This window comes from Mycolicibacterium parafortuitum (genome assembly GCF_002086815.1).
GTDB lineage: Bacteria > Actinomycetota > Actinomycetes > Mycobacteriales > Mycobacteriaceae > Mycobacterium > Mycobacterium parafortuitum.
Map to the genome: position 1 here is coordinate 36,797 of NZ_MVID01000037.1, position 17,363 is coordinate 54,159.

A 17,363-nucleotide genomic window follows, 5' to 3' on the forward strand; every position below is an offset into this window, starting at 1 on the left:
GGAGGGCTGCCATGCGCGCCGCGGTTCTGGAGGCTGTGGGAGGGCCGCCGACGGTCAGGGACTTCGACGAGCCGACCCGCGACGTCGTGCGGGTCAGCCTCGCCGGGTGCAATCCGGTCGACCTGGCGCTGGCGTCGGGCCAGTTGGGTGACCCCGTCATCCCCAGTGTGGTCGGCAAGGAGGGCGTCGGCCACACCGAAGACGGCACCCGGGTGTACTTCGACTCCCCGGTGCCGCCGTTCGGGTCGTGGGCCGAGCTGGCCCAGTTCGATCCAGATCTGGTTTTCGAGGTGCCCGACGCCGTCTCCGACGACATGGCCGTCGCCCTCGGCATCGCCGGTCTGGCGGCGTGGCTGCCGCTGACCCGGCACGCCGACGTATCGGCCGGGCAGTCGGTGCTGGTTCTCGGCGCCACCGGTGTCGTCGGCAACATCGCGATCCAGGCGGCCAAGATCCTTGGTGCCGGCCGGGTCGTCGGCGCCGGCCGCGACAAGGACGCGCTGCAGAAGGCGATGGACTTGGGCGCCGACGCGGTGGTCGAGCTCGGCGGTGACGACGATGCGGCTGCGCTGCGCGCCGAGGTCAAGGACGGCTACGACGTGGTCGTCGACATGGTCTACGGCGACCCGTTTTTGGCCGCGCTGGACGCGTCGGCGGTCGGGGCGACGTTGATCACCGTCGGCCAGGGCGCGGGCACACCGAAGATCCCGTTCACCAAGCTGATGGGCCGCACCCATATCGGGCACATGAACAACCTGATGCCCGCCCGGGTGATGCGCCAGGCCTACCAGGAGCTGGTCGGGCTGGCGTCGGAGAACCGCATCAGCGTCGACACCACCCGCTACAGCCTCGACAACGCCGGAAAGGCCTGGCAGGCACAGCAGGACAGCCCGCACGTGAAGATCGGGGTGAGCCCGGCGTGAGCACCTGTCCGGACTTCGCCACGATCGCGGCACGCTGACCGGCGGACCTGTTCCGCTGCGGCACAAAAGGATTGGGCGGATGCGCCCCGGTCACCTATGCGAGTGACTCCCAGAACTCCGTGAGTGCGGCCGCACCGCGCTGCGGGTCCTGAACCATCCACCAGTGTCCGAGGCCGTCGAGCACGGTGGTGCGGGCGCCGGCACGCTCGGCGGCGCGGCGGCGGTTGTCGTTCACCCCGACGTACGGATCCTCGGTGGCCAGCAGCGACAGCCCGGGCCGGGCCGCGGTGTTCTCCAGCGAGCGACCCGCGTCGGCCATCGCCGGCTGCGCCGCCGAACGGTACAGCGCGAGAATGGCTTTGCCCATGTCGTCGTTCTGGTGCTCGGCGATCGCGGCGGCGATGTCGTCCGGAATGCCAAGGGAGGACATCAATTCGGTGCGTGCCTCCAACCCGCCGCCCATCATGTCGGCGATCAGGTCCTCCCCGGCCCCCGGGGTCTGCCACACCTGCGCCATGTCGTGCCACACGTAGTCGGGGTCGAACAGGCCGATGACGTCGGTGGCCCAGCTGCGCACCAGTTCGGGCCGGTGCATCACCGCGTTGACGACGTGCCCGCCGCCCCAGTCGTGGCCGACCAGGTCGATGGGTCCGTCGATCTGTTCCAGGGCGTTCTCCAGCCAGTCCCGGTACTCCAGAAAGGTCGCGCCGAAGCCGTCGGGCAACGGCGCGCCGAACCCCGGCGGGGACAGCAGGACGACGTCGTCGCGTCCGAGCACCGCCGTCAGCGGCGCCCAGATCGCCTCGGTCTCAGGATTCCCATGCACGAACACGACCGTCATGGCCTCATCCTGGCACGGGGACGATAATGGCCCGCGACATGGACACGATATCGACCCGGTGGTCGTCGGCGATGGGGCTGGACGTCCCGATCGTCAACGCCCCGATGGGCGGCGCGGCCGGCGGCGCGCTGGCCGCGGCGGTCAGCAATGCCGGCGGCCTCGGTCTGATCGGCAACGGCAGTTCCAGCTCCGCCGCCTCGCTGGCCGCGCAGTTGGAGATCCTCGGAACCCTCAACCGTCCCTTCGGGATCGGCCTGATCGACTGGGTCATCGGCAAGGACCCGCAGATCCTGGACACCGCGCTGAACGCCCGCCCGGCGCTGCTGAGCGTCAGCTTCGGCGCGGACTACGACTGGGTGGCCCGCGCGCACGACGCCGGCTGCGTGACCGCGACTCAGGTCGCCGACGTGGACTCCGCGCTGCGCGCCGTCGACGCCGGTGTCGAGGTGCTCGTCGCCCGCGGCGCCGAGGCAGGCGGGCACGGCACCCCGGCGGTCGCGACGCTGCCGCTGCTGTCCGCGGTCCTCGACCGCGTACCGGTGCCGGTGCTGGCCGCCGGTGGCATCGCGTCGGGGCGGGCGCTGGCCGCGGTGCTGGCCGCCGGTGCGGCCGGCGCATGGATCGGGACGGCGTTCGCGGCGTGCGCCGAGTCGCTGCTGCCCGCGAAGGCCGGCGAGGCACTGGCCGCGGCCACCGCAGCCGACACCCTGAACACCCGGGTGTTCGACGCCGCACTCGGCTACCCGTGGCCCGCGCGCTTCCCCGAGCGGGTGCTGCGCAACGACTTCACCGACGCGTGGGACGGCCGCACCCCCGACGATCACGCCCGCGCGCAGCTGCGAGCCGCGATCGCCGCCGACGACTACCGGATCGCGCCGGTCAACGCCGGTCAGGGCGTCGACGACGTCACCGCCGGCGAGCCCGCGGCCGCCGTGATCGCCCGGCTGTGCGCCGACGCCCGCGCCCGTCTCGCGACACCGCCACCAGCGTCGTGATCTACGCCGCTGCGCTACCGTGGTGGCGGTCTCGCGAAACCCCACAGCGCACTGCAATCCCGCTGGTCACACAGGTCACAGCTGGGCCGGGAAACCGCGCGACACTCCCCGACCGCAGACCGGCTATGTCGACGCGGTGGCCTATGTTGGGGCCTCCGGCGACGGCACGAACCGCAGCGCACACGAGAACAGGAGCCAGGTGGACGACAACGCGACACTGTCAGCCGCCGACCTGCTCGACCTGAACCGCGACCTGCAGGGTTCCCGCGCGATCCGGCTGCTGGCCACGACCAACCTGAGCCTGTACGCGACGCTGATGGAGCGCCACCTGGCCGACGGGGTGATCCCGGAGACCGAGCTCGTCGTGCGCCTCGAACGCGACCTCGACGACCTCGGCGACCCGCAGCCGGGGCTGGCGCTGATCAAGTCGTGGGCCAGCCAGGGCTGGCTGCACCGCATCTTGGATGAACGGGGCACCGCTGGCGCCGCAGGCCGCAACGTCTGCTACCTGACCCAGGACGCCCGCCGCGCGCTGGACTTCCTGCGCGGTATGCGCCGGCAGGACACCATCGCCACCGGCGGCTCGATCAACGGCATCGCGTCGCGGCTCAAGCAGGTCGCGCTGAAGGTCGGCGGCGACCCGGCCCGCATCCGTAAGAGCATCGAGGCCGAGATCGAGGCGCTGCACCGCGAGCTCGACGAACTCGACAAGGGCGAGCGCCCGGCCCCGGATGTGACCGACGCCTACGACGAGGCCCGCGCGATCGCGATGCAGATGGAACGGCTGATCACCGACATCGGCCAGTACGGCACGATGATCGAGCAGGCCACCGCCGCGCTCGACGAGCCGATCGACAGCAACGTCGAGTACCGCGACCGGCAGCGCCAGATGTACGCCGACTACCAGGCCGCATGGGATTCACAGGGCCGCGACAGCCACCGCGCCTTCCTGCGGATGATCAACGACCCGGACCAGCGCGCCGAGTTCGAGGCGGACGTCGCCGCGGTCGCCGATGCGCTGCCCGCCCTGGACCCGGCGCTGCGCAAGGTGATGGCCGGGTTCTTCGAACTGGTCGGCCAGCAGATCGACGAGGTCGAACGCATCCAGCAGCGCTGCGCGCAGCGCGTCAAGCGGTTCACCGCGTTCGGCACGCTGGAGCAGAGCCGCGGGGTAGCACGCCAGCTCAACGAGGCGATCGGCGCGGCCCGCAATCTGCTCAAGTCCAGCCTGATCGACTCCCGGCTCGATCTCGAGCTGCCGCTGGCCCGGCATGCGATCAGCAGTGTCGGCGCGCTGAGCTTCAAGATCGGCGACCTGTCGAACCCGAAGCCCGCCAAGGCCGCCGACGGCGAGGTCGACCTGAGCACCTTCGCCGCGCTGACCACCCAGGTCGACGCGCCGGCGATGTCGGACATGCTCAACCGCGAGCTGCGCACCGGGCCGGTGCCGCTGGCCAAGGCCGTCGAAATGCTCGGCCAGTCGGGGCAGGGGGCGTACCTCGGGCACGTCATCGTGCTGTGGTCGTGGGCGCTCAAACAGCCCGGCGGCGACGCCGCGGCCGACGAGTCGGTGACGGTCCGGTTCCGCTCGCTCGACGGCACGGATCGCGAAATCGCGGTCCCCCATTTGATGTTTACCGAACCGATCAGTGTTGGAGCCTCTGCGTGACGTCCACCGAACACGACGCCGATTTCGCGGCGTTCTCCGCGCTGCCGGAGGTCGACCAGACCGCCCGTCCGCCGCACCACCGCCGACCGCGCTTCGACGGCGACGTCTCCGAGCTGCCCGACCGGGCCTGCTGGGCGTTGCAGCACCTGCTGACGCGGCGCTACATCAGCGCCGAGTCCGACGCCGACCTGTATTCGTGGGTGCTGGAGTACCGCAACGAGCTGTCGGTGCGGCTCTCCGAGCTCGACCTGATCCTGCGCGTGGTCGACGGCACTGAGGTCGCGTTCGTCGAGCAGGCCCGCTACGAATCCGCCAGGGGCGTCAAGCTTCTGCGCCGCGAGCCGCTCGGCACCTACGATTCGATCCTGGCGCTGCACCTGGCGCAGATGATGCGCGCCGCCGGCGGGCAGAGCGTGCTGATCTCCCGCGAGGAGATGCACAACCTGTTCTCCGGGGTGCTCAACGACACCGACCGTGACGCGGTCACGTTCACCGGCCGCATCGACGCCGCGATCGCGCGGCTGACCGGCCTGGAGATCCTGCGCCGCAGCCGCGACGACGAGGACAGCTACACCATTTCCCCCGTGATCACCGCGGTGATGACGGCCAGCGTGATCACCGAGTTGCAGCAGCAGTTCGAACTGCTGCTGGGCGGCACCACCCCGGAAGCAGAGACCGAACTTGACTGAGCAATTCCACCTGTCGCGGCTGCAGGTCATCAACTGGGGCGTGTTCGACGGCTACCACGACATCCCGTTCAGCGAGGGTGGCGCGCTGATCGCCGGCGCCTCGGGCAGCGGTAAATCGTCACTGCTGGATGCGATCTCGCTCGGCTTCCTGCCGTTCAACCGGCGCAACTTCAACGCCTCGGGAGACAACACCGCCGCCGGGTCCAGCGCCGGGCGGCGCACCGTCGACAAGTACGTGCGCGGCGCGTGGGGGCAGCGCAGCGACGGCGGCACCAGCCGGGTGATGTACCTGCGCGGCGACGGCACTGCGTGGTCGGCGGTCGCGGTCACCTACACCAGCGACACCGGCCGCACGGTGACGGGTCTGGTGCTCAAGTGGCTGACCGGGGAGTCGCGCAACGACTCGTCGAGCCGGTTCGTCATCGGTGACGGCAACCTCGACATCGAGGATGTCTGCAACCGTTGGGCCGCAGGGCGTTTCGATACCGGCGTGTTCAAAGAGGACGGCTGGCGGTTCAGCACCAAGGTCGAATCACAGTACCTCGCGCAGCTGTACGCGACCATCGGTATCCGTGCCTCGGATGCGGCCCAGCAGCTGCTCGGCAAGGCGAAGTCGCTGAAAAGCGTGGGCGGGCTGGAGCAGTTCGTCCGGGAGTTCATGCTCGACGAGCCGGAGAGCCTGACCCGGCTGCCGGAGGCGCTCAAGCAGATCGACCCGCTGGTGGAGGCCCGCGAACTGCTGGCCGTCGCGCAGAAGAAGCGCAAGATCCTCGGCGACATCGAGAAGATCCAGCAGCGCTACGCATCGGAGTCCACCGATCTGGGGATCATCGACCTGGTCGACCTGCCGATGGTGCGCGCCTACACCGACCACGTCCGGTTGGCGCAGTGCCCGGCCCAGGTCGAGCAGCTCGACACCACGATCGACCAGCTCGACAACGAGTACGAGGACGTCACCCGCAGCCTGAATCTCGCCAAGGCGGAAGCGGATTCACTCAACGCCCAGATCAGCGGATCCAGTGCCAGCATCGCGCCGCTGCAGTCGCAGGTGACCGCCGCCGAGACCGAGGCCGAGCAGGTGTCGCGGCGGCGCAACGCTTACGAGGACATGCTCACCGCGCAGGACCTGAAGGTGCCCGAAACCGCGGAAGCCTTCTGGAATCTGCGCGAGGATCTGCTGGCGCAGGCCACCGAGCTGCTGGCGAAGGTGGAACGTAACCGGGAGGCCTCCACCGACGCCGAGTACGCGCAGAAGTCCGCGCGGCTCGCGCGTGACGAGGCCGCCAAGGAGCTCAAACGCGTCGAGCACGTCGGCTCGGCGCTGCCCGAGTTCGCGTTGACGATGCGCGACCAGATCTGCGCGGCCGTCGGTGTGCACCCTTCCGAGCTGCCGTATGTCGCCGAGCTGATGGACCTCAGAGCCGACCAGACGCGGTGGCGCACCGCGGTGGAGAAGGTGCTGCGCGGGGTCGGATTGCGGTTGATGGTGCCCGACCAGCACTGGTCGGAGGTGCTGCGCTTCGTCAACGAGACGAACATGCGCGGCCGCCTGCAGCTGCACCACGTGCGGGCCAAGTTCCTCGGCGCCGAGCCCGTCGATCCGGAGCCGAACACGTTGGCGGGCAAGCTGTTCGCGGTCGACCCGAAGCATCCGTGTGCGGCCGAGGCCGTCGACGTGATCTCTTCTGCCGGTGACCACATCTGCGTCGACTCCCCCGACGTGTTCGCCCGGTTCCGCCGCGCGGTCACCGACACCGGCCTGTACAAGGACTCCGACCGGCTCGCGATCAAGGACGACCGGCGACCGCTGAAGCAATCCGAGTACCTGTACCAGGGTGACGTGTCGGCGAAGATCAACGCACTCACCGTCGATCTCGCCGCCGCCGAGGAGGCCTATCAGAAGGCGCGGCGCACCGCCGACGACATCGCGGCGCAGCGTCAGCAGTGGCGCGACCGGGCCGCGGCGTGCAAGGCGATCTGCGAGCAGTTCCCGCAGTGGAGCCAGATCGACATCGAGACCGCCGACGGGCACGCCGACCGGCTGCGCGAGCAGTACGAGCTGCTGCTGGCCGAGCACCCCGACATCGAGGCGCTCAACGCGCGCGCCGACGAATGCTGGTCGCAGATCCAGAAATTGATGACGCGCCGCGGCGCGATCCAGACCCGCCGCGACGCGCTCGACGACCGGCGCACCCGGCTGTTGGAGCTCCAGGAGCGGCTACAGCCGGCGTTCGTGTCCGAGCCGCTGACCGAGCTGCTGAACCGCTACGCCGGGCAACTCCCGGTGAGCCTGGACATGCTCGAACCCGAGCCGCACCGCGACGCGCTGTTCGCGGCGATCAAGAAGGAACGCGAGCAGCTGCGCGAGAGCCGGCGCCGGTCCTACGACGAACTGGCCCGCATTTTGAACACGTTCGACACGTCGTTCCCGGACGCGATCCCGAACGACTCCGACGATTTCGACGAGCGGGTGCACGACTACGTCGCGCTGTGCCGCCATATCGACGAACGTGAGCTGCCCGAGGCCTACGAGCGGATGATGCGGCTGGTGACCGAGCAGGCGCCGGATGCGATCCTGACGTTGCACCGGGTCGCCGAGCAGGAGGCCCGCCGGATCAGCGACCAGATCGACCGTGTCAACACGGGTTTGGGTGCGGTGGAGTTCAATCGCGGTACCCGCCTGACGCTGCGCGCGACGCCGCGGTCGTTGACCGCGGTTTCGGAGCTGACCGAGATCGTGCGGGCGATCTCCCGGCGCATCGCCGAGGTCGGGCTCGGCGACAAGCAGGCGATCCTGGACCAGTACGCCGACATCCTGCGGCTGCGCAACCGGCTCGCGTCCACGGCGCCGGAGGACAAGGCATGGACACGCGACGCGCTGGACGTGCGCAACCGGTTCACGTTCGACTGCGCGGAGTGGGATGTCGCGACCGACGAGCTGATCCGCACCCACAGCAACGCCGGCGACAACTCCGGCGGTGAGCAGGAGAAGCTGATGGCGTTCTGCCTGGCGGGCGCGTTGAGCTTCAACCTGGCCAGTCCCGAAAGTTCGGATAACCGGCCGGTTTTCGCGCAGCTGATGCTCGACGAGGCGTTCTCGAAGTCCGATCCGCAGTTCGCCCAACAGGCGCTTCAGGCGTTCCGCAAGTTCGGTTTCCAGCTGGTGATCGTCGCGACCGTGCAGAACGCGACGACCATCCAGCCCTACATCGACAGTGTGGTGATGGTGTCCAAGACCGAGCCGAGCGGCCGCAACGCGCGCCCGGTGGCGACGGTCGCGACCCGCACCATCTCCGAGTTCACCGAGCTGCGGCGCGAGATGCGCCGCAACGACAAGGTCCCGGCCGGGGTCTAGGCGCCCTGCAGCGCATCGGCCGCCGGTCCGAGGTCGAGGAACACCGTCTCGCCGTTCGCGTCGTCGAGCCCGTCGTTGTCGGTCACCACGTAGAGCCGGCCGTTGCCGGCGACGGCGAAGCCCTCGACCTTCTCCTGGGTGTACCCGCGGCCGGTCTGCAGGTCGGGAAGTAGGTTGCGCGCCAGCGTCTTCGGCAACACCGGGAGCGTCCCGGTCTCTGCTGCCCGGTCGGGCATCGCGACCCGGTAGATCGCCTTCACGCGGGCGTCGGGCCCGTTGAGTTTGTCGCGCTCGAGCACCAGCAGCGCCCCGTCGTGCACCTGGATCTCGGACAACCCGATCCAGTCACCGTCGACGCCGGTCGACTCCAGCGGATAGCCGAACCACTCCCAGGTATCGGCCGCAGGGTTGTAGCGACCCAGGCGGGCCACCCCGGCGGGGTCGGTCTTCACCTCACGCTGCAGGGCGACCCACACCGCGTCCCCGTCCACCGCGACGCCTTCCAGCCCCTGGCCACCGAGCCCGGACGCGACGTCAGGCGGCAGCGATACCCGTCGTTCGACAGCACCGTCCGTGTTGACGAAGACCAGTTCATTGCCCGGGCCGTCCTCCCCCTCGACCGCGAGCACGAACCCGCCGCCGGGCCGCGCGGCGACACCCTCGACGTCGAGGGCCACGGGTCGGCCATCGTCGGTGACGGGCACCTCGGTGTCGATCAGTGCGGGGGTCTGGGTGAGGTCGATGCCGAGGATCCGCGCCGGCCCGTAGGCGACGTCGGTCGCGGTGTAGAGCCGGTTCTCGTCGGCGGGGTCGGCGGCCAGCGCGCCGAGCGCACCCCATCCGATCGGAGTGCCGTCCACATCACCGGAGACAAGAGACGGGAACACCGACGATCCGGCGTAACGGTCACCGAAGCCGTAGACGTTGACCGCCGCACGAACCCCCGATTCCGCGTCGTCGGTCTCCGACGAGACGACGACCAGCCCGCGCGCCGGGATCGGCAGGATCCCCTCCGGACCGGGAGTGGTCGGCAGGATCTGCCGGAACTGCGGCGCGGCAGGATCGTTGACGTCGTAGACGGCGACGAAGTTGCTGCGCTCCGACGCGACGAGCGCGACAGGACGGCCACCGATCTCGGTGATCGCTAGCCCTTCGGGTTCGGGTCCCTTGGCCTCGGAACGGCTTTCGTTGTGCAGGCCGGTGCGGACCGCCAGCTGTTCGATACTGTTGCCGGCGTCCCACACCACCTCACCGGTGCCGGTGTCGAAGACGCTCCAGCCGCGGGTGCCGCCCTTCCAGTCCCCTTCGTTGGCGGAGGCGACGTGGGTGTCGTCGATCCAGCCGATCGCGTCAGGTTCGCGCGGGATGTCGGTGATCGATCCGGTCTGGTCGATGCGACCGTCCTCGGCGGTGTCGATCCCGGTGACCGATTTCGTTCCGGCACTGAAGATCTTCTGCACGTCGCCGCTGCGGCCGTCGATGATCGCGATGCCATTGTTCTCCTGCAGCGTGACCGCGACCTGGCCGCGGGCGTTGACGCTGACGTACTCGGGCTCGAGGTCGTCGGGCGTGTCCAGGCCTGCCGCGCGGGCGGCGTCGACGTCGAAGTCGACGCGACGAGGCGTCCAGGTCTGCGGCGCGCCGGTGAGGTCGAGCAGCTGGACGAACCCGCTGGGAGGCTGCGGCAGGTCGCCTTCGTCGCCGCCGGGCGGGGTGAACTCCTCGTCGCGCTGGTTCTCGATCGCGATCGCGGCGAAGGACCCGTCCGGGGCGACCGCGATCGAGTCGGGTTGACCGCCGAGATCGATGCTGTGCACGCGTGTCCGGTCGGCCACGCGTACGACGTCGACACGGCCGGACGGGGTGGCGAAGTTCCCGCCGGTGGTGTCGACGACGACCATCACGTACTCGCCGACGGTGGCCACCGAGGTGGGTTGGTCGTCGGCGTGGCCCAGCTCGGACAGCGAGAGTGTGCCCAGCCCAACGGGATCAGCGGGGTCGCGCAGGTCGAGGAACCCGACGCGCTTGCCTGCGGCGTCGGTGTAGATCACGGTGTTGCCGTCGGGGGTGACGGTGGAGATCTCGGCGACGGTCTCGGCGTCGACGGGATCGGCGGCGGGCTTGTTCAGGTGCACCGGATAGGTCGCGGTGCGGTGGTAGCGCTGCGCGTCGGGCAGGTCGAAGTCGATGGCCGCGGTCGCACGCAGGGTACCGGGCTCGGCGGGAGCCTCGCCGGGATCGCGAGAGCAACCCGCCACTGTCAGTACTGCGATCACCGCGGCGGCCGTCACGCGGCCCAGGGGGAAAGCCATCCGTCACCCTCTTCAGTTGCGGTCGTGGGACGGCTGAGCTTGGCGTGCCCAGGTGAGCGGATTCAGATCAACGGGTGAACACGCGGTGACGGATCGGTGGCCGGCGCCTCGAACCGGACTACGGGCCGGTCCCGACGCGTGTCGACCTCACAGGCCACGCCGTACACCGTGGCGATCAGTTCCTCGGTGAGCACCGTGACGGGTGTACCCGAGGCGACAACGCGGCCGCCGGCCAGCACGACGAGTTCGTCGCAGAACATCGCTGCCAGGTTCAGATCGTGCAGCGCGATCACCGCTGTGACACCCAATCGTCCGATCAGGGACAGGATTTCCAGTTGGTGGGCGATATCGAGGTGGTTGGTGGGTTCGTCGAGCAGCAGCTCGGTGGGCCGCTGGGCCAACGCGCGGGCGATCTGGGCGCGTTGCCGTTCGCCACCGGACAGGCTGTGCCAAAGCCGCTTTCGCATGTCGGACAGGCCGGCGGCGCGTAACGCGTCGGCGACTGCCGTCTCGGCGTCCGGGTCGGCGCCGTACAGCGGCCGGTGCGGAAGCCGGCCCAGCCGCACCACGTCCTCGACGCGGATGTCCAGTTCGGTGTCGGCGTGTTGGCCGACCATGGCCACGCTTCGGGCCACCTCTCTGCGGCGCACTCCGGTGATCGGCCGGCCGTCCAGTTCGACCCGACCGGCGTCCGGGGTGTCCAGGCCGGCGAGCAGCCGCAGCAGCGAGGACTTCCCGGATCCGTTGGGCCCCAATAGTCCGACGACCGAGCCGGGCCGCGGCTCGACGGTGACGCCCTCGAGCACGACCCTGCCCGATCGGCGCCACGACACATCGAGCGCACGCAGGGTCATCCGGCCGTTCCTCGTCTCCGGAACAGGATCAGGGCGAACGCCGGAACCCCCACCAGCGCGGTGACCACGCCGGTGGGCAGTTCCTGGGGGGCGAACGCGGTGCGCGCCACCGCGTCCACCCACACCATGAAGATCGCGCCGAGCAGTGCCACGGTCGGCAGCAGGCGGGCGTGTCCCGGTCCGACGAGGAACCGGGCCGCGTGGGGAAGTACCAAGCCGACGAAGCCGATCGCTCCGGCCGCGGCGACCACCGTCGCGGTCATCAGTGCGGTGAGCACCAGCAGTATCGCGCGAGTACGCCCCACCGACACCCCGAGCGTGGCCGCGGCGTCCTGGCCGAACGCGAACGCGTCCATCGTCGGGGCCAGCAGCAGGCAGCACACCAGCCCGAAGCCGATGACCACGGCGCAAAACCGCACGTCGGTCCAGGACGCCCCGGACAGCGATCCCAGCAGCCAGAACAGCACTCCCCGGGTCTGCTCGGCGTTGGCCGATGACAGCACGACGAACGAGGTGAGCGCTGAGAACAGCTGAGTGCCGGCCACCCCGGCGAGCACCACTCGGTCGGTACCCCCGCCGGCGAAGTAGGCCAGAGTCAGCACCAGCCCGAACGACACCACCGCGCCGAGGAACGCACCGCTCGACAACGTCAGCACCCCGCCGCCGACGCCCAGCACCGCGACGAGTACCGCGCCGGTGGACGCACCCGACGACACCCCGAGCACGAACGGGTCGGCGAGCGGGTTGCGCAGCAGGGACTGCAGGATCGCCCCGCACAACGCCAGCCCGGCGCCGCACAGCGCAGCCAGCACGGCTCGCGGCAGCCGGAGCTGCCAGACGATCCCGTCCTGCAGCCGGGACACCCCGGATTCGGGCCCGCCCAGGTGATGCAGGACGACCGCGTAGACGTCGGCGACCGAGATCGCCGCAGGCCCGATGGTGATCGCGACGGCTGCCGACAGGATCAACAGAGCACCCGCGGACACCCACAGCGCGGGCAGCAGCCACGGCCTGACGGTCACCTGGGGGCCGAGAATCCGAACCGGTTCAGCCCCTCGGCCACTTTCTCCACCCCGTCGACGGTGCGGATCGATGGGTTCAGATCGGCGCCGTTGACCACGACATACCGCCGCTCCCGCACCGCGTCGAGTTGGCTGGTCACGGGATTCGATTCCAGGAACTGGATTTTCGACTCCAGCGCGTCCCCTTCGATGGTGCGCCGGCTCAGGTCGGCCAGCACCAGCACGTCGGGGTCACGCTCGGCGAGCGTCTCCCAGCTGACCTGCGGCCACTCCTCCTGGGTGTCGTCGAACACGTTGCGCAGCCCCGTGTGTGCGGCGATGACACCCGGTGAGCCGCAACAACCGGCCATGTAGGGGGTACGGGTGTCGGAGAACCAGAACGCCGCGTCCACGCCGGGCGCAACCTGGGAGACGTCGTCGAGGCGCTGCCGCAGCTCGGCGACCAGGTCGGCACCGCGCTCGGGGACGTCGAAAATCGTCGCCAGGTCGGTGATCTCCCGGTAGATCAGGTCCATGGTCAGCGGGGTGGACCGGGCACCGTCCTCGCTGGTGGCGATCTTGCCCTCGCAGTCGCTCGGCGACATGTAGGTGGGCACACCGAGGGTGTGCAGGGCTTCGCGGTCGGCCACGCCTCCGGTGCCCAACGTGCCGACGAACGACGCGGTCACCAGGTCCGGGTCGACGTCCAGCACCGTTTCGAGTGCCGGCTTGTTGTCGGCCAGCCGTGGCACCGTCGCGTTGTCAGCGGCGAGGTTCTCGCGGACCGGGTCGGTCCAGGTGGCGGTGCCGACCATCCGATCGGCCAGGCCCAGCGACAGCAAAATCTCGGTGGAGCTCTGGTTCAGCGACACCGCCCGTTGTGGTGGCGCGTCGACGACCACGTCGTGTCCGCAGTTGTACACGGTGCGGGGGTAGCCGGCCGTGGCGGCGGCGCCGTCCTGCGCGGTGTCCGCGGTGCTGCAGCCCACGGCCGACAGCACGACCGCGACCGCCAGAAGTGCCGCTCTCATCGCTGCTGTTCCAGCCCGGCAGCGAGCTTCTCGACGGCGTCGATCTCGCGGATCCCCGGGTCGAGCTCGGAGCCGGTGAGCACCACGTAGCGCTGTTCGCGGACCGCCTTCATGTTGCGGGTGACCGGATTGTTCTGCAGGAACGCCTTCTTGGTCTCCAGCGAGTCACCCTCGATGCGTTTACGGCTCAGATCGGCCAGCACCAGCACGTCGGGGTCGCGGTCGGCGACGGCCTCCCAGCTCACCTCCGGCCAGTCCTCCCGGGAGTCGGCGAAGACGTTGGCGGCGTCGACCATCTCGGCGTACATGCCTGGCGCAGAACAGCATCCGGCCATGTAGGGCGCCTTCACCCCGGAGAACCAGAACGCGACCGTAGGCTGCGCGTCGCCGCTGCCTTCCGGGATCACCGCGTCCAGCCGCTGCTGCAACCCGGCGACCAGATCGGCGCCGCGTTGCTGGACGTCGAAAATCTTTGCCAGCTCGGTGATCTCCTGGAACAGGGTGTCGATGCGCAGCGGTTCGATGCGGGTGACCTGTTCGCCGTTGACCTCGGCGCCCACGCACACCGACGGCGACTGGTAGGTGGGGATGCCGAGTTCGGCGAAGCGGCTGCGCTCGGCGACCACGGCAGGGGTGAACGTGTGTGCGCTGGCCGAGGTCACCAGGTCCGGGTCGGCGTCGAGCACGGTCTCCAGAGACGGGTCGTTGTCGGCCAGTCGGGGCACCGTGTCGTTCTCGGCGGCCAGCTGCGGCAGCACCGGATCGAACCACGTCGACGTGCCGACCATCCGATCGGCCAGGCCGAGGGACAACAGGATCTCGGTGGAGGCCTGATACAGCGACACCGCACGCTGCGGGGGTCCGTCGAAGACGACCTGCACCCCACAGTTGTCCAGGGTCAGCGGGTAGACCGTGCGGCCCGGTTCCGCGGCGGCCGCCGCACCCGAAGTAGGCGCGAGGCCGTCGTCGCGGGCGCACGCCACGCACGAGAACAACAGGATCAATAACGCGGCAACACAGCGCACGGTGCGGTTCCTTCGGTGCCAGGCCCATTCGCGGGGCCAGCCGACATGGTCCGAGGTGCCGGCGGTCGGACTCGAGCCGAGGTGGCCCATACCGTTGCGCGTCAGTCCCGGATTCACACCGGATTCCCGTCAACCTCGCTGCGCACTGTAGCAAAGCGTCCGCGGGTGTCGGACGTCTCGCCGAGCGGTTCCGAGTCGAGTATCGAGGCTTGGCCTCGGCTGCACCGCCAACCGTGGGCGACGCCCGAGGAACGGGGACACCGCGTTCGTGGGGTTGGCCGCGGGGGCCCGGGAGCAGTGCTAGCTGGCCACCGCCTCCTCGGCGATCTTCTCCACCTCGACGAGGTTGTCACCGTAGACGCCGGCGTTGCCGAGTCCGCAGTGCCGGTCGGCGGTGATCGCGTTGACGGTGGTGCCCGACGACTTGCCCTGCCAGTGCCCGACGTTGGCCATCACCAGGCCGGGGATCAGTCCGTCGTCGAAGGCGGCCGGGCCCTGGAACGCGCCGCGGTCATTGAAGACGCGCACCATGTCGCCCTCGGCGATGCCGCGTTCGGCGGCGTCGGCGGGATGGATGAAGACCCGCTGACCCCCCTGCACCTTCTGCTTGTCGGCCGCGTTGCCGTACTGGCTGTTGAGGAACGCATGCGGTTTCGGCGAGATGATCGACAGCGGATAGCGTTGCGCCAGCTCCGGGTTGGATTGCGGCGACTCGAACGGCGGCACGTAGTCCGGGACCGGGTCGACGTATCCGCCGGGCTGCATGCCCTCGTACATCGACCGCCACACCGGAACCACGAAGTTCCCGCCTTCGGCGAGGCTGGACTTGAACTCACACTTGCCCGACGGCGTCGGGAAGTTGCCCTCCGCGTGGGGCGCTCGCACGTCGGGAGTCCCGACGGCCAGCCGCATCCAGCCGACCTCTTCGAGCTTCTCGTAGGTGATGCCCTCCAGCGCCGGGGCGTCCCAGTCGTGGAAGTCGATCAGCATCTCGCGGTCGGTGCGATTCCAGTACGCCATGGATTCGTCGTCGAACTCCATGGCTCTGGCCAATCGCCGGAACAGCTCCACGTTGGGCACGCACTCCCCGGGCGGCTCGATCGCGGGCTGGTTCAGCGATATGTAGAGGTGGCCCCAGGTGACCATGATGTCGAGTTGTTCGGCCTGCATGGTCGCGGGCAGCAGGATGTCGGCGAATTTCGCTGTGTCGGTGACGAAGTGCTCGCTCACGACGGTGAACAGGTCCTCGCGCATCAGGCCGCGCATGGTCTTCTCCTGCGCGGGACCTTGCGACACCGGGTTCGAGTTGTACACGAACAGCGACTTGATCGGTGGGTCGAGCTCCATTTCGCCGGTCAGCGCCATGCCGAGGTCGAGCTCGTTGACCACCCGGGTGCCCTCGGGGATCCACTCGGGTTTGCAGATCGCGTCGAACTTGGTCGGGAACTCCCAGATCGGCATCTCCATGGTGCCGCCGCCGACGTGGCGCCACGCGCCGACCAGCGCGGGCAGGCAGGTGATGGCCCGGATCGCCTGCCCGCCACCGCGGCTGCGCTCCAGCGCCACACCCTGACGGATCGCGGCGGGCTGGCTGGTGGCGTATTCGTAGGCCAGTGTGCGGATGTCGTCGGCGGGGATGCCGGTGATCTCCTCGACGCGTTCGGGCGGGTAGTTCGCGGCGCGCTCGGCGAGTTCGTCGTAGCCGACGGTGTAGCGCTCGACGTAATCGGTGTCGACGAGGCCCTGGGTGATGATCTCGTTGATCATGCCCATCGCCAGCGCACCATCGGTGCCGGGCCGGATCGGGATGTGCCAATCGGCTTGGCGCGCTGTGCGATTACGGACGGGATCGATGACGACGATCTTGGCGCCGTTGTTCTTGCGGGCCTCCAGCAGGAACGGCCAGCCGTGCAGGTTCGTACTGGTCATGTTCATGCCCCAGACGATGATGTACTTCGAGTACGCCATCGACTCGACGTCCAGGCCGCCGCTGCCGCCGACGGTCATGTGCCACGCGGTCGAGGACCCGGACTCGCAGTAGGTCTTCTCCGCGACCGTCGAACCCAGCCGGTTGAAGAACGCGTCGCCGGAGGTCAACCCGTTCAGCACGCCCTGATGGCCGAGGTAGGCGTGCGGCATGATCGCCTGGCTGCCGTACTCGCCGATGATCTCGGTCCACCGGGACTTGATCTCGGCCAGCGCCTCGTCCCAGGTGATGCGCTCGAACTCGCCGACGCCCTTCGCGCCGACGCGGCGCATCGGATACAGCAGCCGGTCGGGCTGGTAGTGGTGCTCGTGGAAGTTCTTGACCTTGACGCACAGGCCGCCGCGGGTCATCGGATGGTTCGGGTCACCTTGGACGTCAACGAGTTTGCCGTCCTCGACGTGGTAGAGCATGGCGCAGGTGTCGGGGCAGTCGTGCGGGCAGGCTCCCCGCACGATCGTGAGCTGCTTGGTGGTGGCGTCGATGGTCATGGGGGGCTGTCCTTTTCGACCGCGGCGGAGGGTGCACCCAGTGAACGACACGGGTGTGGCATCGCAATTGCACGGTCATTAACGTGATGTGACGCCGTCCACTCACGCCCAGATTGCGTCTACGCAGAGAAAGTGCGACTTGGATTCAAGCGGTGGCTGCAACGAATGTGGACGGGTCTGACAGTAGTCGGTC

12 protein-coding genes are annotated in these 17,363 nt (G+C 69.2%); 5 read left to right on the top strand and 7 right to left on the bottom strand.

Going from position 1 to position 17,363, the window contains the following annotated elements:
* The first annotated feature begins 11 nt into the window (after nucleotides 1–11).
* Nucleotides 12–923, top strand: a complete 912-nt coding sequence (locus BST38_RS26865) for a quinone oxidoreductase family protein (RefSeq protein WP_083146578.1) — start codon at nucleotides 12–14, stop codon at nucleotides 921–923.
* Between the two features lie 94 nt (nucleotides 924–1,017).
* Here BST38_RS26865 and BST38_RS26870 read toward each other — a convergent pair whose 3' ends face one another.
* Complete coding sequence (locus tag BST38_RS26870; protein ID WP_083146579.1) at nucleotides 1,018–1,764, bottom strand: alpha/beta fold hydrolase; 747 nt, start codon at nucleotides 1,762–1,764, stop codon at nucleotides 1,018–1,020.
* Nucleotides 1,765–1,802: 38 nt separating this feature from the next.
* Here BST38_RS26870 and BST38_RS26875 point away from each other — a divergent pair, with 38 nt between their 5' ends.
* The 4 genes from BST38_RS26875 (at nucleotide 1,803) to BST38_RS26890 (ending at nucleotide 8,472) form a co-directional block, all read left to right on the top strand.
* Nucleotides 1,803–2,759, top strand: coding sequence for an NAD(P)H-dependent flavin oxidoreductase (locus BST38_RS26875; protein ID WP_083146590.1), 957 nt, complete (start codon nucleotides 1,803–1,805; stop codon nucleotides 2,757–2,759).
* A gap of 199 nt (nucleotides 2,760–2,958) precedes the next feature.
* Nucleotides 2,959–4,428: a DUF3375 domain-containing protein gene (locus BST38_RS26880; protein ID WP_083146591.1), complete on the top strand. Its 1,470-nt coding sequence runs from the start codon at nucleotides 2,959–2,961 to the stop codon at nucleotides 4,426–4,428.
* Nucleotides 4,425–5,117 carry a DUF4194 domain-containing protein gene (locus tag BST38_RS26885; protein WP_083146580.1) on the top strand — a complete coding sequence of 231 codons (693 nt, stop codon included), beginning with the start codon at nucleotides 4,425–4,427 and terminating at the stop codon, nucleotides 5,115–5,117. Before BST38_RS26880 ends, BST38_RS26885 begins: the two co-directional genes overlap by 4 nt.
* Nucleotides 5,110–8,472, top strand: a complete 3,363-nt coding sequence (locus tag BST38_RS26890) for an ATP-binding protein (protein ID WP_083146581.1) — start codon at nucleotides 5,110–5,112, stop codon at nucleotides 8,470–8,472. The genes BST38_RS26885 and BST38_RS26890 overlap by 8 nt, the downstream gene beginning before the upstream one ends.
* Here BST38_RS26890 and BST38_RS26895 read toward each other — a convergent pair.
* The 6 genes from BST38_RS26895 to BST38_RS26920 all read right to left on the bottom strand — a co-directional run bounded on the left by BST38_RS26895 (nucleotide 8,469) and on the right by BST38_RS26920 (nucleotide 17,170).
* Entirely contained in the window at nucleotides 8,469–10,784 is a 2,316-nt protein-coding gene (locus BST38_RS26895) for an esterase-like activity of phytase family protein (protein ID WP_083146582.1), read from the bottom strand. The two genes, BST38_RS26890 and BST38_RS26895, sit on opposite strands and share 4 nt — an antisense overlap.
* 62 nt (nucleotides 10,785–10,846) lie before the next feature.
* A complete protein-coding gene (locus tag BST38_RS26900) occupies nucleotides 10,847–11,638 on the bottom strand; it encodes an ABC transporter ATP-binding protein (RefSeq protein ID WP_083146583.1) in 792 nt (263 codons plus the stop codon).
* Nucleotides 11,635–12,660 (bottom strand): FecCD family ABC transporter permease, encoded by a 1,026-nt coding sequence (locus BST38_RS26905; RefSeq protein ID WP_083146584.1) that lies wholly within the window; start codon nucleotides 12,658–12,660, stop codon nucleotides 11,635–11,637. The genes BST38_RS26900 and BST38_RS26905 overlap by 4 nt, the downstream gene beginning before the upstream one ends.
* Nucleotides 12,657–13,670, bottom strand: coding sequence for an ABC transporter substrate-binding protein (locus tag BST38_RS26910; RefSeq protein WP_083146585.1), 1,014 nt, complete (start codon nucleotides 13,668–13,670; stop codon nucleotides 12,657–12,659). Before BST38_RS26910 ends, BST38_RS26905 begins: the two co-directional genes overlap by 4 nt.
* Entirely contained in the window at nucleotides 13,667–14,653 is a 987-nt protein-coding gene (locus tag BST38_RS26915) for an ABC transporter substrate-binding protein (protein WP_083146592.1), read from the bottom strand. The genes BST38_RS26910 and BST38_RS26915 overlap by 4 nt, the downstream gene beginning before the upstream one ends.
* Nucleotides 14,654–14,995: 342 nt before the next feature.
* The gene (locus BST38_RS26920) at nucleotides 14,996–17,170 is read right to left on the bottom strand and encodes a molybdopterin-containing oxidoreductase family protein (protein WP_083146586.1); all 2,175 of its coding nucleotides are present in this window, start codon (nucleotides 17,168–17,170) and stop codon (nucleotides 14,996–14,998) included.
* Between the last annotated feature and the right edge of the window lie 193 nt (nucleotides 17,171–17,363).

What these genes read in the sequence shown, in the direction of transcription:
- BST38_RS26865 (WP_083146578.1), top strand. Translation starts at nt 12, where the DNA reads ATGCGCGCCGCGGTTCTGGAGGCTGTGGGAGGGCCGCCGACGGTCAGG.
- BST38_RS26920 (WP_083146586.1), bottom strand. Translation starts at nt 17,170, where the DNA reads ATGACCATCGACGCCACCACCAAGCAGCTCACGATCGTGCGGGGAGCC.
- BST38_RS26870 (WP_083146579.1), bottom strand. Translation starts at nt 1,764, where the DNA reads ATGACGGTCGTGTTCGTGCATGGGAATCCTGAGACCGAGGCGATCTGG.
- BST38_RS26910 (WP_083146585.1), bottom strand. Translation starts at nt 13,670, where the DNA reads ATGAGAGCGGCACTTCTGGCGGTCGCGGTCGTGCTGTCGGCCGTGGGC.
- BST38_RS26895 (WP_083146582.1), bottom strand. Translation starts at nt 10,784, where the DNA reads ATGGCTTTCCCCCTGGGCCGCGTGACGGCCGCCGCGGTGATCGCAGTA.
- BST38_RS26900 (WP_083146583.1), bottom strand. Translation starts at nt 11,638, where the DNA reads ATGACCCTGCGTGCGCTCGATGTGTCGTGGCGCCGATCGGGCAGGGTC.
- BST38_RS26875 (WP_083146590.1), top strand. Translation starts at nt 1,803, where the DNA reads ATGGACACGATATCGACCCGGTGGTCGTCGGCGATGGGGCTGGACGTC.